We start from the raw sequence: 16,206 nt of genomic DNA on the forward strand, positions 1-16,206 counted from the left end.
GACTATTTTTCCTCTAGTTTAGTAGGATTGTTTGATGGGCTTTCGTAAAATGATGCTTACACCAATTTTTCTGCAGATGGTAATATAGTGCAAAAGCATTAGCAATAAGGAGCTTGTGTTCATGGCAAGGATAATTCCAATCATTTGATAATGAGGATTGGATCCTAAGATATACATGATGACAAACATAACAATCGTCGCCCAAATATAGTGAATGAGAGAATCTGTTATTAGCCCTATTCCAATTAAGAAAGCCTGTAAAGGAATGACAAAATAATGAAAGAGGAAATAGGGCCATAATAACTGTAAATAAAGGGGCGCCAATGCTGATTTAAAAAACAAATGAGTTAAGGGCTCTGCAAAGTAGTGAAAAATAATGACCGCTGGCACCCCATAGAGAAATGTCATAAACATTATTTGTTGCAAAAGTTTTTGCAGCCTTACAAAATCCTTTTTGGCATACGCCTCCGAGACGGTCGGAATAAGTACCGTTGAAAATGAATGTGCAATAAATGCAGGAAAAAATCCGATACTGAAAGCTACACCCGTTACAATACCAAAATGCTCCAATGCAACCGTTCCCGTCAACCCGGCTTTCACCAATGCAGCCTTAATTAAAAATGGTTGAATAGCATGTGCAATGGAGTGGGAAATTCTCATTCCTGTTGTCGGTAAGGATACAGACAGCAAGCTTTTTCGAACATTCTTTCCGCTTAATCGGATATTTCCCTTATTTTTTTTCATATACTTCATTTGCACATAAAATTGCTGCAACAGGTAAATAAGAACAATGATCTCACTTCCGACCAAAGCACATAAAGCAATTAAAATGGATACGTTAAGATCAAATTGGAATAAATGATAAATCAAAACAAGCAATATCAGCTGAGCAAATTTTCGTGTGAAATTTGCAACTGCAATTTTCCCCATATGCTGAACACCCATGAAATAGCCTCGAGCGATGGATGAAAACGAGGTAATCGGTATCAAGATAATAACTAGCAGCCGTATATAGGGATGATATTGATTGAAGACTGGAATAATAGGCAGCACACAAATGGTGACAATTGTTAAAACGATTGTAAAAAAAGCGGAAAATCGGATTCCGTGCCGCAGCATGCTAGCATGATATTTTTCCTCTTTTTCCGCAATATATTTTGAAATAGAAACGGTAAGCTCCATACTGGCTAATACCACCACAAAAAAGACTAACGGCAAAATGGACATGTATAATCCCATCCCGACGCCGCCAAGCTCTTTTGCCAGTACCATATTAACTAAAAACTCAATACACTCTCCCAAAAAGGCCACAACCGCTAATACAAATATTCCTTTAAAAAAAGAACGCATACTGTCTCTCCTTTTGTTACGCTATCAATTAAGGATCTTTTCTTAAAAACTTTCAAATATGATGGGTACTTTTAAAGAAAAGATTCCTCACAAACATACTGCTTTTAGGATTTTCCTAAGAAAAACAGAATCTTGAAAAAAGCCATATTAAAGGATATGAGACAAGTCCTCGGAATATATGTAAAGATTTATTTTTTTTGAAACTATTAATTCGTTCTATGATAAAAATAGATGCAAAACGAGCAATTTGATAACATTTTTTTGATAGATTTATATTCAAATATATTTTTATAACCAGCTAGTTTACATAATATTATCATTTTTAAAAAGTATGATGGTTTACACTGAAAAGTTAGCTTGGTATTTCCCCCAATGGCACGAAATAGATGGTAAACGGACCGAAAACACCACTGAACAGAGGGACTCAGGACTATAATAGAAAAAATTCCGCAGACTTAGTCAAGCAGGACCTAATACACAATTTAAAGAAAAAAGCACAAAGGAATCTCCTTTGTACCTGTTAGGAACTAACCATGGTGCCGCCATTAACATGAATGACCTGTCCTGTCACATAGCTTGAATCATCAGAAGCAAGATAGACATAAGCTGGAGCGAGTTCATATGGTTGGCCAGCCCGTTTCATTGGAACATCTGAACCGAATTTTGCTACTTTTTCTGCTGAAAAACTGGAAGGAATGAGTGGTGTCCAGATTGGTCCTGGTGCAACAGCATTAACCCTTATCCCCTTTTTTGCTAGATTTTGAGAAAGAGAACGAGTGAAAGAGACAATAGCTCCCTTTGTGGAGGAATAGTCTATTAATGTTTTTTCTCCTTCATATGCCACAACGGATGTCGTATTAATGATGGTACTGCCTTTTTTCATATAAGGAAGCGCTTCCCGGACCATATAGAAGAAGCTATAAATATTTGTTTTAAAGGTATGATCCCATTGTTCCGTTGTTATATCCAAAAGGCTTTTTTGAGGATATTGAACGCCATGATTATTCACAAGAATATCGAGCCTTTTAAATCTCTTAATGGTTCTCTCTACAACCGTTCTGCAGTGATTTTCATCTGTTAAATCACCCACTACGAGCAAGCACTTTTGCCCTAACTCCTCAATTCTTCTTTTCGTTCGAAGCGCATCTTCATCCTCATAAGTATAATAGTAGGGAATAACAATGTTCGCTCCTTCTTTTGCAAAGGCAATAGCAGTTGCCGCTCCTATTCCGCTGTCTCCGCCTGTGACAATCGCCACTTTCCCTTTTAATTTTCCGCCTGGTTTATATTGATCATTTTCAATAATCGGCCTCGGTTTCATTAAACCTTCTATACCGGGTTGTTTATCCTGGTGCTGCGGAGGAAATCTTCTTGGCTTTTTTGGAGACCTCATCCTCATCGGATAATACGGATATATTGGATACACTGGATACATTCGATACATAATGCTTCACCTCATGATTAGGCATTTACCCTTTAGTGTATTCTCCAACAAAAAAATGGTGTATTTGATTTTAAAGATAACCTTTCATTGTTAACCTTAATATTTTTTAAGTTGACAAATTAGATAACAATCTATTATTCTTTTATTACTACATAGAAAAGGGGAATCTAAATGGGAAAGCAAAAATTACGGGCAATTGATCTTTGTTATGCTGCTATGTTTGTGGCTTTAACAATGATTGGTGCAAACCTTACATCACTAGTTCCATTTTTAGTAATTGGAGGTGTCCCGATTACTTTGCAAACCTTTTTTGCGGTATTGGCGGGGGTATTATTAGGTAGTCGGCTAGGTGCCATTTCCATGACTGTATATGCTTTTGTGGGGTTAGTAGGTGCTCCCGTATTTGCCGGGTTTAAAGGCGGACCAAGCATTATCTTATCTCCTACCTTCGGCTTTATCGTTTCGTTTATATTATTAGCTTTTATTGCAGGAAAAATCGTAGAAAAGTCCGCTGAAAAATTGTCCGTATATATTGGAGCAGCACTAATCGGAACGATTATTAACTATCTTTTTGGGACAAACTGGATGTATTTTGCTTATAAATTTTGGGCAGCAGCACCAGATGGTTTCACTTACAAAATGGCATGGGCATGGATGCTCCCACCACTGCCAAAAGACATGATTCTTTCTATTTTCGCGGGAATTATGGCATATCGCCTTCATAAAACGGTGAAACTGAAAAAATCTAACACAGTAAACCAACAAAAAAGTGCTTAATATGTAAAAAAGGAAGGAGCTTTCCTTCCTTTTTTATTATAAAGTTAAAATGATCGGCTTATCCTTCGTAACGATAACAGTATGCTCCACCTGTGCAACAAAGCTTCCATCAGGTGTTTTATATGTCCACCCATCATCCTGTTCTTCTACTTCTTCTGCTCCAGTAGAGATAAACGGCTCAAATGCAATGACCATCCCGTTTCTTAATAAATCGTTATCCCATGGCTCAAAGTAGTTCATAATGTAATCAGGCTTTTCATGAAGAGCTCTTCCTACCCCATGTCCAGTTAAATTCATGATAACGGTAAAACCGCTTCTTTTGGCCTCATTCATCACAGCCTTGCCAATTTGATTCTGCTTTGTCCCAGCTTTAATTTTTGCTAGTCCCTTCTGAAAAGCTCTTTCCGCACAATCGCAAAGTTCTTGTAATTTTGGGTCACCATTTCCTACCACAAATGAAATGCCTGTATCTGCGTAATATCCATTCAAAGAGCCGGATACATCTATATTTATTAAATCGCCTTCTTGCAAGATTCTATCGCTCGGAATCCCATGTGCAACTTCATCATTCACACTGATACAAGTATAACCCGGAAAATCATATTCTCCTTTTGGTCCAGAAATGGCTCCATTTTCTTCAAAGAGCTTCCCAGCAATTTCGTCGAGTTCCTTCGTGGTGACTCCAGGCTTTGCCTGTTTTTTCAGTTCGTCACGTATATTTGCGACAAGTTTGCCTATTTTTTTTAACCCTTCTAAATCTTGATCATTTTTTACAATCATTTACCTGTCCTCCTGTTTCTATCGATGAAGATATTGTAGCAATTTGTCATGCTTTTTTACATATGGATACTCATTCTTCTCTATTATATAGGAAAAAAGTTTTGCTTTTCAAAATCTCTCATCTATCTTTTGTAACGGAATGTAATACATTTGTAATACTTTTTAAAATAACTGTAACCTAAGTTTCGACAATTTTCTGATATATTAAAAATATCAAATAGGAAATAAGTTTTATGCCGAAATTGCTAGAAAATATATTTCTTTTGTCTATTATACACAACTCATCCACTGGCGGATAAGCTGCTAGCGCTAAACATAAATTAAACATGAGGTGACCTTGCTAAATGAAACGGATCGCATCCCTTCTGCTTACACTGTTATTAGGAATCGTATTTTTACTACCAGCAAATGAAGCTGCAGCAGCTTCCCCTACGGAAGTTATTAATGTAGCAAAAAAATACTTAGGAACTCCTTACAGATATGGTGGAATGTCGCCAACGGGCTTCGATTGTTCCGGATTTGTCTCCTATTCTTATAAAAAAATTGGAGTCAATTTACCACATTCAGCGGATGCTATGTTTCAAAGAGGTAAAAAGGTTAGTAAAACAAATTTAAAACCAGGGGATCTTGTGTTTTTTAATACTGGTTCAAAAAAAGTCTCTCATGTTGCGATATACATAGGTAACAATAAAGTTATTCACTCGGTTTCAAATGGAGTAAAAATTGATTGTTTGAACTGTACTTATTGGAAAACAAGATATATTGGAGCAAAAAGAATTTAATAATTTAAAAGAAAAGTAGCTTCAGTGCTGCTTTTTTTGTCTGTAAGGCTAGACATAATTTATAGCCAACGTATACTGTCCGGCGGAATGTCCATCATAATAGTTAAAGATCCATATGAAAAGCTGACAGGTTTCCCCGTCAGCATCCATTAATCTCCTTCTATTTTTTCCAATTTTTCGTATATTTCATCCCTTCTTAATTCCAACCTATTTGCTTCATGATGAAGTTCCTGTAATAATTGTATCTCCCTCTCCTTTTCCATTTGCTTCAAAATAGCACTAATGGAAGACTCAATTTGTTCTATTTCCTTTTCGAGGATAAACGTTATATTTTCTTCTATTTTCACTTCGGCTTTTTAACGTTTTCCCTTGAATTTGTTTTAGGCAATTGTTTTACCTTCCATTCTTGGCGGTGACGAAGTTCCTCCATTTTCCCCTTTGCCCAATCATAATTTCCATCAAAGCGGTGTACAGACTGATCCTTAATCCAATATATTCTTTCAAATAAACGATTTAAGAAATATCGATCATGGGAGACGGCAATAATCGTTCCATTAAATTCTTCTAATGCTTCCTCTAATACTTCACAGGAATCTATATCTAAATGATTCGTTGGTTCATCCAGTATAAGAAGATTAATATCCTTGTACATTAATTGTGCCAAGCGCAGCCTATGCGCTCTCCCCCACTTAGCTGATTTACTTTGCGAAAGACAGAATGACCGTAGAAAAGAAATCTCGCTAATATATGGCGTGCCTCTCCCTCTGTAACATGGATCTCGTTGCGGAATTCCTCTATAACCGTATGATTTTGGCCGCTGTCATATACATGCTGGGATAAATAGCCGATGTGGAGATTGCTGCCAAGCTTTATTTCACCATTATCCGGTTGCACTTTTTGAAGCATCATTTTTATTAAGGTGGATTTACCTGCGCCATTCTCACCAATAATTGCCACCTTATCCGTGTATTGAATATGCATATTGACTTGTTCAAATAGCTTCCTTCCACCATAGGATTTTGCTACCTCCTTTAGCGAAATAACATCTTTTCCACTCCGATCTGCACTATCGAAATCTACATTTATTTTTTTTCGGTTTAAAATTGGTCTTTCCAGCTTAACCATTCTTTCTAAGGCACGTTCCATATTTCGGGCTCGCTTATGAAGACCCTCATTCGGCGGATTTGCACGATTTGCCCATTCTTTTAACCGTTTGATCGCTTCCTTCATTTTTTTGATCTTTTTTTGCTGCTCCTGGTATGCTTGGAATTCAATGAGCAGTCTTTCCTCTTTTTCCTTCACGAACCCTGAAAAGTTAGTGTGATAAATATGGATTTCCCCTTCTTCTAAATCAACAATTTTGTTTACAACCTCATCTAAAAAATATCGATCATGAGATATTAGAACCACAGTGCCGCCATAATCACGCAAAAAACTCCCTAACCATTCTACTGCTTGAAGATCTAAATGATTGGTTGGTTCGTCCAGCAATAACAAATCAGGATTTTTTAATAAGTTGAGGGCTAATCCAATTTTCGTCTTTTCTCCTCCACTCAACTGATTAAAAGATTGAGAAAGTAAACTGGATATATTTAATCCATTCGCAACTCGATCAATGTTGGACTCTATTTCATATCCTCCATTTCGAATGAAATGATCCTGCAATTCTCCATACATATCCATATGCTTTTGCAATGTATTAGGATCATTTTCACCTCCCATTTTTACCTCCAGTTCTGTCATTTTGGATTGAATATCTGTAAGAGATTGAAAAGCCGTCCTTAAAACATTTTCAACCGACATATCGGCCGGGTAATCTGGAATCTGGGCTAAATAGCCAATGTTTAAGCCTTTTTTCCAATGAACTTGCCCTGAATCTTGCATCTCTATGCCGGCCATAATTTTTAACAAGGTGGTCTTTCCACTTCCGTTGCGTCCGACTAAGCCAATACAATCTTTCTCATTTATTTCTAGGGATAAATGTTCAAATATCATACTCCCGCCATAGGATTTACTAATTTCATTCATACTGCAAACAATCATTTGCATTCTCTCCTTTGTCATAAAAATATGCACATATTTCACTTGAGCAATCTCTATAACCTAGTTTGGAATGTGGACTTACCTATTTTTATTTCCGTACTTCAAACACAAAAAAGCCATAGGAAAGCAAAATCCCATGGCTTTAGTTCAAAAATTATGTTTCCATTTTATAAACATAATAGGTGCAAAAAAAGGGAGAGCAAGAAGCCCTCCCTTTTTACCGAACTATTCAAAAGTGGTTATAGAGATTTTCTCACCGTTTTCATTTCCATATGCAGTTGCTAAAAATGGGCATACTACTCCCGTTAGCAGCTACAGCATGAAAAATTGCACGGCAAATATACAGGTGTTCCATCCATTGCCCGCGCACAAAAACAGCTTGATTCATCTCAATACACCACCTTTCATTGTATTATTATTATTTTAATTTTTTCGAACACTTTTTGCAAGCTTTCTTTTAAACATGCTGCAAAATCTGTTCTAATACTTTTTGTACATTATACCCATCTTTAAAGGAAACTAGTCTCGATTGCTTATTTTCCATCGCCTTGATTATTTCTGAAATAAGATCTTGGTGCTCATTATTTTCAATCGCTTCAATTGGAAAGGCAGATTGTTCGTTTGTTTCCCCTTCAAGCTGACCCCAATTTTTTAGAGCCAATGTTCCTTTGTCACCATATAATTTAAAGGATATTTCTTCTTTTCTTCCAATTCCGCTTAAACCATCAATGATAACAGGGATACCATCTTGAAGCTTTAATTTTGCAATAACACCTGTTTCACATTGTTCTGGATTATCCGGGTAGTCAATAAAAGATTGTTCATATGTAATTTCTCCAAAAAGATCTTCCATCACTTGAATATAATGAGGCGTTATTTCACGAATAAAACCGCCTTGTTCCCTTCCGGCTATCCAAGGATTTTGCTGCCACGCGCGCGGCCATTGGGGAAAATGCATTTTTAATTCTACGCGTTTTAATTTTCCAATTTCGCCTGCTTCCCATTTTGCTTTAAATGTTTGAACAGCATTGCTATATGGTAACGGAAAGTTAATAGCGTTTACTATATTTGCATTTTCTACTGCACCAGCCATTTCTTCCGCTTCCGCTAATGAATTTGCTAAAGGCTTTTCACATAAAATATGCTTACCCGCCTTTGCAGCTTCCATTACGACCCGATGATGAAACTTAGGCGGAACTGCCACATATACAAGATTAATAGAAGGATCTGAAATTAATTCGTTGTAATTTGTATATATATTCACATTATCAATCTTTGCCTGTAACTCGTTTAATCGCGACGTATTGGTATCGCAGATTGCGGCAACAATTGTTTTCGGATGTTTAACAAACTGATGTAATAGTCTCTCCCCTACTGCACCCAATCCGACAATTCCGACGTTCACTAATTTCTCCATGATTGCACCTCCTCCCTTATTATTGTCTGACTCTTTCAAAAGGTCAAATTTTTTATAGAAGACTGATTTTCCGTTTAGATTGTTTCTTTTCATATATGATAAATCCTAATGAAGACTTTTTCTTTAAAAAGGTTATTCATTCTTAACCGAATTAAGGATATTTTTCCAATAAAACATAGTTTAAGAAAAGAGCCTTAATTAATACTAGCGACCTTCCCTTTCAGTTTTTCCTTTCCACGTCTTAAGTGAGTTTTCACAGTGGACATAGGCAGCTCGCTATTTTTCGAAATATCCATAATCGTGAAATCATGAAAATAATAAAGTAAAATAGGGTTTTTATAACGATTTGGAAGCTCATTAATTTTTTTCATCAATTCTTCATGAAGACATTTTTCCATTACAGTATTTTCCGTTTCATCATGGAGGATAACTTCGTTTTGTTCCATGGTTTGATTATTAATATATCGTTTCCTAACATTCTCTTTTTTCCACATGTCCTTGCACTTATTCTGTGCAATTTTGTATATCCAGTTTTTCAAAGATGCTCTTTTTTCAAAGGATTTATAATGGATAAAAGCCGATAATAATGTTTCCTGGTAAATGTCCTCAGACATCTCCCAATGCTTCATAATAGAATATATATAATGCAGAAGTGCTTTTCCGTGTGTTTGAATAAATTCCTCTAAATCTATCACATTATCTTGTTTACGATTTGCTGCAATCATTTTTTCACTCTCTCCTAAATTATCCATATCTTTAAAAATAAGGAAGTTTCATTTATAATCATTTTAAGTTATTTACAAACATTTGTCTCTTTCTAACGTATGCGGGTATCCATTTTGATGACTGCGAAGGTGCAATTGGCATTTTAAATTTCACTAATCCGTACACCGATGAGCAAGGCGTCTCCGCTTTTCCCATTCATTATATGGAATCAAACTTAAAATAGAAAAAAAAGATTCTTAAGTTTTCTTTAATTTTTGTTTAGAAAAAGTTTAACTGTCGACTCTAGTTTCCTGCTCGTAATAATAAACGTATTAAAAAATAGAAACCCTACAGTTTTTGTTTCGAAATTTACATTATCATCCACAAGTTTTTTTATCATGAGATAACAGATGGAATTTTATATAAGACTTAAGACGTAGAAGGCTGATGCAATGGTTTATTCATGCCCAATATTTACATTCATTTCAAAAAAAATTTACTTCAATACTATGTATCTCTCAGATATAATTTTTTTATGCGGCAAAAATTAACGGAAAAAGGTGTATTTACAATATGAGTATTTTAACTGTGAAGAATTTAAGTCATGGCTTTGGCGACCGTGCGATATTTAATGATGTTTCCTTCCGGCTGCTTAAAGGAGAGCATATCGGACTAGTAGGTGCAAATGGAGAGGGAAAATCTACGTTTATGAATATAGTGACCGGTAAGCTTCAGCCTGATGAAGGAAAAGTGGAATGGGCGAAAAAGGTACGCGTCGGTTATCTTGATCAGCATGCAGTTCTCCAAAAAGGAATGACTATTCGCGATTGCTTAAAAGGGGCTTTTCAATACCTTTTTGATCTTGAGGCGGAAATGAATGATATATATAACAAAATGGCAGAAGTAACACCAGAAGAACTCGAAGCATTGCTTGAAGACGTCGGGAATATCCAAGAAACCTTAACAAATAATGATTTTTATGTCATTGATGCAAAGGTGGAAGAGGTTGCCCGCGGTCTTGGATTGGATGATATTGGCCTAGAACGTGATGTTCAGGAATTAAGCGGCGGACAAAGAACAAAAATCCTGTTGGCAAAGCTGCTTCTAGAAAAACCTGATATACTTCTTTTGGACGAGCCGACCAACTATTTGGATGAAAAGCATATTGAGTGGTTAAAACGTTATCTGCAGGAATATGAGAACGCGTTTATTCTCATTTCCCACGATATTCCGTTTTTGAATAGTGTTATTAATCTTATTTACCATATGGAAAATCAAGAATTAAACCGCTATGTTGGTGATTATGATGATTTTCTTAAGGTACATGAAATGAAGAAACAACAGCTTGAAGCCGCGTATAAAAAGCAACAGCAAGAAATTTCCGAGCTTAAGGATTTTGTTGCACGCAATAAAGCAAGGGTATCTACCCGCAATATGGCAATGTCCCGCCAGAAAAAGCTTGATAAAATGGAGATTATTGAGCTTGCCGCCGAAAAGCCAAAACCGGAATTTCGTTTTAAAGAAGCAAGAACTTCCGGCAAGTTGATTTTCGAAACATCGGACCTTGTAATTGGCTATGATGAAGCACTTTCTAAACCACTTAATTTGAGGATGGAACGCGGGCAAAAAATTGCACTTGTCGGAGCAAATGGCATTGGAAAAACAACCTTATTAAGAAGTATTTTAGGGGAAATTAATCCAATCTCCGGCTCTGTTCAATTAGGGGAATATTTATATACTGGATATTTTGAACAGGAAATAAAACAAGCAAACTATCACACTTGTATTGAAGATGTTTGGAATGATTTTCCTTCCTTTACACAGTACGAAATTCGTGCGGCATTAGCGAAGTGTGGCTTAACCACTAAGCATATCGAAAGTAAAGTCGAAGTGCTAAGCGGCGGTGAAAAGGCTAAAGTAAGGCTTTGTAAGCTTATTAATAAAGAAACAAATATTTTAGTACTGGATGAGCCGACCAATCATCTCGATGTTGATGCGAAAGATGAGTTAAAACGTGCTTTGCAGGACTACAAAGGAAGCATTCTGCTTATCTGCCATGAGCCTGAGTTTTATCAAGATGTAGTTACAGATGTATGGAATTGTGAATCATGGACAACTAAAGTGTTTTAATCATGGTGTTCCCTGTTTTGACGGGGAACTTTTTTTATGAATGAAATATTCTAATTGTTCATTCTGCTCTATATAATTAGTCTGAGAAGCAGGAAAAAGGAGGTGTATAAATGACATTTTATGGATTTATATTGCTCGTTCACATTATTGCTGCGGTAGCCGGATTAGGTGCAAGCTTTGCAATGCCATTGGTGATTAAATATCCTAAAACTGTGGAACAAGCTAAATTTGCCTTGCTTTTGAACAAACATATTGAGAAACCGGTTAAATATGGAAGTATCGTTCTTCTTCTAACGGGACTTATACTTGGATTCCTCAACCTCGATCTATTCAAACATGGCTGGTATATTGCCTCTCTTGTTATTTACATACTTGTACAGCCGATTGTTGCCGGTATTCTTCCAAAAAGACTAAAACAAATGGAACAAATTCTTGCCGAGCATAATAAAGAAGACATTCCGGAGGCTTATCAAGTGCTGAACAGTGGCTTACGTCCATTTAATTGGATTATACATGGAGCAGCAATCATTTTAATCATCTTAATGACGATAAAACCATTTTGAGATTACGGGTAAATATACCCGCTTTTTTATTTTTCACAATAACAAAATCTTACTTTTATTCATATTATTATAACATTTTAGTATTGATGTAATTTTCCTTTACTTAGCAATTTTTGCATGCTAATATACATATCGCGAGACAAAATTTGATTTACAATGCAACAGGAGGTTTAGCACAATATGAAAAAGCAATGGTTAATCGCTTTAGGGCTAGCACTTGTGGTGGCGCTTACAACAGCTTGTTCTAATAGTGATTCTACTAAATCAGACTCAAAGACTACCAGCAATAAAACGGAAACAGCAGCAAATGCAAAAGCAGATATGATGCAATTTTATATGAATCTAGTGGATAAAATTAACTCTGCAGACAAAGACATCAATGCATATGAATCAGCATTAACAGCAGATCCAAAGCCATCTGCCGATGAATTGGCAAGTTTAAAAGAAAAAGCTGCGGCTGTAGCACCAAATGTTGAAGCCAATATTAAAGAATTGAAGATTCCATCTGGATTAAAGGACAAAAAATCAGATCTTGAAGCTATTTTAAAAGATTTAGAGGCTACATACCAATTAAAAGCAAATGAATTAAAAAAAGATCAACCATCATTAGATGCTGCTAACGCTAAGTTTTCTTCAGCAGATGACGCATTAGGTAAGTTATTACAAAGCGTAGGTCTTGCAAAGGCTAGTTTAAATAATGATGTGAATTCTTAAATAATATAAAAAATCAGCCATCTCAGGAGATGGCTGATTTTTTGTGTTGGAGACATTGCTTACCTTTTTCCTCTTTGTTGTTTACGATTCTCGGGTTTCCTTCCGCTTCTTTGATTCAAGCGATCACTTCCACTTTTAGCGTCCACTATTTTGCCGCCAACCAATGCCTTTTGGTGAGCTTCCACATTCAGTTCACGACAGAACTGTTTAAGCTTTCTCTCCTCCCGCTCTGTAACAATGGATATTACGGTTCCTGCAGTCGATCCAAGTCTGCCGGTACGTCCGGAGCGATGAACAAATTGGGATAGTTCTTCCGGAAAATCATAATGAATAACGTGAGTCAATCCAGGTAAGTCCAATCCCCTAGCTGCCACCTCAGTAACGAGTAAAAATTGTGTGTCACCTTGCTGGAATAATTTTATCGCTTTTGCCCGCTCTTCCTTTTTCAAATCACTATGCAGTTCCCCAATTGACATTGCTTTAAACCGCAGTTTTTCAGCTAATACAGAAAGATTTCCAATATCCCTTACGAAAACAAGAGCTTGAAATCTTTCTGCTGCACTTAGCTTACGAAGTACATCGATTTTTTCCCGTGCATCACTTAAAAAATACTGGTATTCCACACTTGGGGATTCCTTTACGGTAATATTAATAAATTCTGGACTCTTCATCATCGCCGTTGCCTTTTCAATCGCTTCCGGTGATACGGTAGCAGAAAATAAAAGGAGCTGCCGATCGCTTAATGTGGACTTCACTATTCCAGAGATAGCCTGCTTATATTCAGGCAGCAACAATTGATCGCCTTCATCCAATACAATTGTTTTTACCTCATGCATTTTTAGCTTTTTCTGCGTGATAAGTTCATAAATACGACCTGGTGTGCCAACAACGATTTGCGGTCTCTTTTTTAATTTTTCAAGCTGACGTTTTAAATTGGCTCCTCCAATGAAAGAAGCCGCTAAAATATCTGCTCCTTCGGTCCATTTTTGAATTTCTTCAAGGATTTGCATCACTAATTCTCTTGAAGGAGCAAGAACAACAGCTTGAACTCCTTTATTTTCCTGGTTGATTCGTTGCAGCAATGGAAGTAAATAAGCAACCGTTTTTCCTGATCCAGTCGGTGAGCTTGCAATAATATCCTTGCCTTCTAAAATGTGCGGCATGGCTTCCGCTTGAACCGCCGTTGGATTCTTAAAGCCGGCTTTTTCCCAATTCTTTTTTATAAAAGATTGATATGATTCTAAACTTGAATTTCCGTTCAATATGCTGACTCCTTTTGTCTCAAAAACTTGATATGCTTTATCATACACTAATGTTCCAATACAAGACAAACCCCTAACTTTCATTATCCTTTTATTCGTCCTCATAATCTACACTAATATGGACATAATGAAAATGAAAAAATATCCGTTGTTAGGGGAATGGAATCGTGAAGCAATTGTTTAAATTAAGCTCCTCTTGGTTTCCTATTTGGTTAATATCATTATTAATGCTTGTCATGGTATGTGTGTATCTGCCAATTTTCAAAGGCGCAAAACAAAATATGTCTGATGTTCCTCTCATTATCGTGAATGAAGATAAGGGAAAAGTTGGTGATGCTATATTATTAAATCTTATCGAGAAGCAAAATGGAAATTCCTTCAAATGGGTTGTCGATAAAAGCAGGAAACAAGCATTGATGGATTTAAGAAATAACAAAGCATACGGCGCATTGATTATTCCTTCTAACTATTCAAAAGGACTAGGCAATGTACATGACACACTAATATCAGGTATTAGCAATAGTAAACCCGCAAAATTAGAAGTTTTATTGAATGAAGGGATTGGGCAAACGGCATCCATGATTGCGAGTAATACCCTTCAAACCGTCGCTTTAACTGCTTCTAAAGGAATTAGCAGTCAACTAAAAAATGAACTAGCACAAAGAGGAATGAGAGTAGCTCCGGAGAATGCTTCACTATTAGACAATCCTGTACAGGTTATTTCAAAAAATGTGCTTGGGCTGCCGGTTAATCTTAATAAAGGAATGACACCGTTTGTTATGGCCCTTATTTCATCCATCACTGGGATGTTGGGAGCAAATATGATCCATGGATATCTTTTGCGAGGAAATGGGACTTTGAAGAATAGGGGCTCTGCATTAAGTGAATCTGAAGTCCTCCAATCAGAAATAATATTTGGTGTGATTTTAACTTTTTGTGTTTCTATTGTGATACAGCTCGGTGTATTTGGCCTTTTCGGGAGCGCACATGCTTCGAGCATTTGGATGATATTTTTATTCACTTTTTTCAGTATTACTACCATGTTTTTGTTATTTAAAACGATTGCGGTTTTTTTAGGCGGATGGGGAATGTTAGTAATGTTCCCATTAAATTTTATGGGGATATTTTCGAGCGGAGGAGCATTTCCTCTATCAACATTACCAATCGTTCATCGATTGTTCAGTTTTATTTTACCTACGAGATATATTGTAGACGGCATAAGGGCATTACTCTATTATGACGGAAGATTGCAAGCAGGACTGGGGAATGCATTATATGCACTATCCATCTATTTTATTTTGACATTGGCGATTCTTATTGCATTTATAAATCTAACTAAAAATTATAAAGAAGCTGTTGTAGATGAAAGCGGAAAGAAGATTGAAGTAGAAGTGGAAAATGAAATTCCTCATAAATCTTCTGACCATGAAAGAGAGAAGCACCATGCTAAAGGGGAAAAAGATGAGATGTTTCGTCAAGCGTTAAGTAATTTAGCAAAAGGGAATCCAGAAGATGCTCGTAATTTAAAAAAAGAACATCGTGAAATGAATGATGATGAGTTCCGAAATGCATTAAGATCTTTACATAAAAAAGATAAGTGATACAAGTGTGACTTAAAAAACAAACTGTATCTACGCCCTATTAATGGTATGGAAACTCATTAAAGTAATGGAGAGATAGTAAATGAAAGTATATATTGTATACGATAGTGAAGGCGGGCATACGGAAGCTTTAGCGAGAGCGATTGGTCGTGGAGCAGAAGAAACGGGAATAGCAACAGTATATGTAAAACATGTCGATGAAGCCGATGTCCATACGCTTCCGGAAATGGATGCGATCATTTGGGGATGTCCCGGCCATTTTGGAAGTGTTAGTTCAGGATTAAAAAAGTGGATTGATAAGCTTGGTTATCTATGGGCACGCGGAAAGCTCGTGGATAAAGTTGGCGCTGTTTTTTGTACAATAGCCACAACACATGGAGGATTAGAGGCAACATTACTAAACCTTATTACCCCAATGCTTCATCAGGGCATGATTATTGTAGGATTGCCAGGTAATATACCGGAAAACGCTCTTTACGGTTCTTATTATGGTGTCGGAATATCTTGCCCGATTGAAAGCTCGACCCTATTAAATGAGCAAGATCAGGCACTGGGAAGAGCGTTAGGAGAACGTGTTGTTCAAGTAACATCTCACCTCAGGAGGTAGATAAAAAGGAAATGAAACCAATTATATACCT

At 36.5% G+C, this 16,206-nt stretch carries 14 protein-coding genes and 1 pseudogene; 7 read left to right on the forward strand and 8 right to left on the reverse strand.

Annotation, left to right across the window (positions count from 1 at the left end; all coding sequences use genetic code 11):
* Positions 1-18 precede the first annotated feature (18 nt).
* Both AN964_RS23825 and AN964_RS23830 read right to left on the reverse strand, forming a co-directional pair.
* Positions 19-1,350, reverse strand: a complete 1,332-nt coding sequence (locus tag AN964_RS23825; protein WP_055742271.1) for a polysaccharide biosynthesis protein — start codon at positions 1,348-1,350, stop codon at positions 19-21.
* Positions 1,351-1,870: 520 nt separating this feature from the next.
* On the reverse strand, positions 1,871-2,749 hold the full coding sequence (locus tag AN964_RS23830) for an SDR family oxidoreductase (protein ID WP_055742513.1): 879 nt from the start codon (positions 2,747-2,749) through the stop codon (positions 1,871-1,873).
* Between the two features lie 216 nt (positions 2,750-2,965).
* Between AN964_RS23830 and AN964_RS23835 the strand changes: the two genes are divergently transcribed.
* The gene (locus tag AN964_RS23835; protein WP_055742272.1) at positions 2,966-3,571 is read left to right on the forward strand and encodes a biotin transporter BioY; all 606 of its coding nucleotides are present in this window, start codon (positions 2,966-2,968) and stop codon (positions 3,569-3,571) included.
* Between the two features lie 36 nt (positions 3,572-3,607).
* Here AN964_RS23835 and map read toward each other — a convergent pair whose 3' ends face one another.
* The gene (map, locus tag AN964_RS23840; RefSeq protein WP_055742273.1) at positions 3,608-4,351 is read right to left on the reverse strand and encodes a type I methionyl aminopeptidase; all 744 of its coding nucleotides are present in this window, start codon (positions 4,349-4,351) and stop codon (positions 3,608-3,610) included.
* Positions 4,352-4,695: 344 nt separating this feature from the next.
* Here map and AN964_RS23845 point away from each other — a divergent pair, with 344 nt between their 5' ends.
* On the forward strand, positions 4,696-5,133 hold the full coding sequence (locus AN964_RS23845; RefSeq protein ID WP_055742274.1) for a C40 family peptidase: 438 nt from the start codon (positions 4,696-4,698) through the stop codon (positions 5,131-5,133).
* Between the two features lie 149 nt (positions 5,134-5,282).
* On the opposite strand, the pseudogene abc-f reads toward AN964_RS23845, so the two are convergent.
* The 4 genes and pseudogenes from abc-f to AN964_RS23860 form a co-directional block, all read right to left on the reverse strand.
* Positions 5,283-7,176: pseudogene (gene abc-f, locus AN964_RS23850) on the reverse strand (ribosomal protection-like ABC-F family protein).
* A 262-nt stretch (positions 7,177-7,438) separates the two neighbouring features.
* On the reverse strand, positions 7,439-7,564 hold the full coding sequence (locus AN964_RS27400) for an RAxF-45 family protein (RefSeq protein ID WP_280513094.1): 126 nt from the start codon (positions 7,562-7,564) through the stop codon (positions 7,439-7,441).
* Between the two features lie 69 nt (positions 7,565-7,633).
* A complete protein-coding gene (locus AN964_RS23855; RefSeq protein WP_055742275.1) occupies positions 7,634-8,593 on the reverse strand; it encodes a Gfo/Idh/MocA family protein in 960 nt (319 codons plus the stop codon).
* Between the two features lie 194 nt (positions 8,594-8,787).
* Positions 8,788-9,318 (reverse strand): RNA polymerase sigma factor, encoded by a 531-nt coding sequence (locus AN964_RS23860; RefSeq protein ID WP_055742276.1) that lies wholly within the window; start codon positions 9,316-9,318, stop codon positions 8,788-8,790.
* Between the two features lie 553 nt (positions 9,319-9,871).
* Here AN964_RS23860 and AN964_RS23865 point away from each other — a divergent pair.
* The 3 genes from AN964_RS23865 to AN964_RS23875 all read left to right on the forward strand — a co-directional run bounded on the left by AN964_RS23865 (position 9,872) and on the right by AN964_RS23875 (position 12,705).
* The gene (locus tag AN964_RS23865; protein ID WP_055742277.1) at positions 9,872-11,428 is read left to right on the forward strand and encodes an ABC-F family ATP-binding cassette domain-containing protein; all 1,557 of its coding nucleotides are present in this window, start codon (positions 9,872-9,874) and stop codon (positions 11,426-11,428) included.
* 110 nt (positions 11,429-11,538) lie between these two features.
* Complete coding sequence (locus tag AN964_RS23870) at positions 11,539-11,991, forward strand: DUF2269 family protein (protein ID WP_055742278.1); 453 nt, start codon at positions 11,539-11,541, stop codon at positions 11,989-11,991.
* Between the two features lie 180 nt (positions 11,992-12,171).
* A complete protein-coding gene (locus tag AN964_RS23875; RefSeq protein WP_055742279.1) occupies positions 12,172-12,705 on the forward strand; it encodes a hypothetical protein in 534 nt (177 codons plus the stop codon).
* Between the two features lie 59 nt (positions 12,706-12,764).
* Here the strand turns inward: AN964_RS23875 and AN964_RS23880 are convergent, their stop codons facing one another.
* Complete coding sequence (locus tag AN964_RS23880; RefSeq protein WP_055742514.1) at positions 12,765-13,970, reverse strand: DEAD/DEAH box helicase; 1,206 nt, start codon at positions 13,968-13,970, stop codon at positions 12,765-12,767.
* A gap of 164 nt (positions 13,971-14,134) precedes the next feature.
* On the opposite strand from AN964_RS23880, the gene AN964_RS23885 reads away from it, so the two are divergent.
* Positions 14,135-15,568 carry an ABC transporter permease gene (locus AN964_RS23885; protein WP_055742280.1) on the forward strand — a complete coding sequence of 478 codons (1,434 nt, stop codon included), beginning with the start codon at positions 14,135-14,137 and terminating at the stop codon, positions 15,566-15,568.
* 82 nt (positions 15,569-15,650) lie between these two features.
* On the forward strand, positions 15,651-16,175 hold the full coding sequence (locus tag AN964_RS23890; RefSeq protein ID WP_055742281.1) for an NAD(P)H-dependent oxidoreductase: 525 nt from the start codon (positions 15,651-15,653) through the stop codon (positions 16,173-16,175).
* Positions 16,176-16,206 lie beyond the last annotated feature (31 nt).

It is taken from the genome of Heyndrickxia shackletonii, assembly GCF_001420715.1.
Taxonomy (GTDB): Bacteria; Bacillota; Bacilli; order Bacillales; family Bacillaceae_C; genus Margalitia; species Margalitia shackletonii.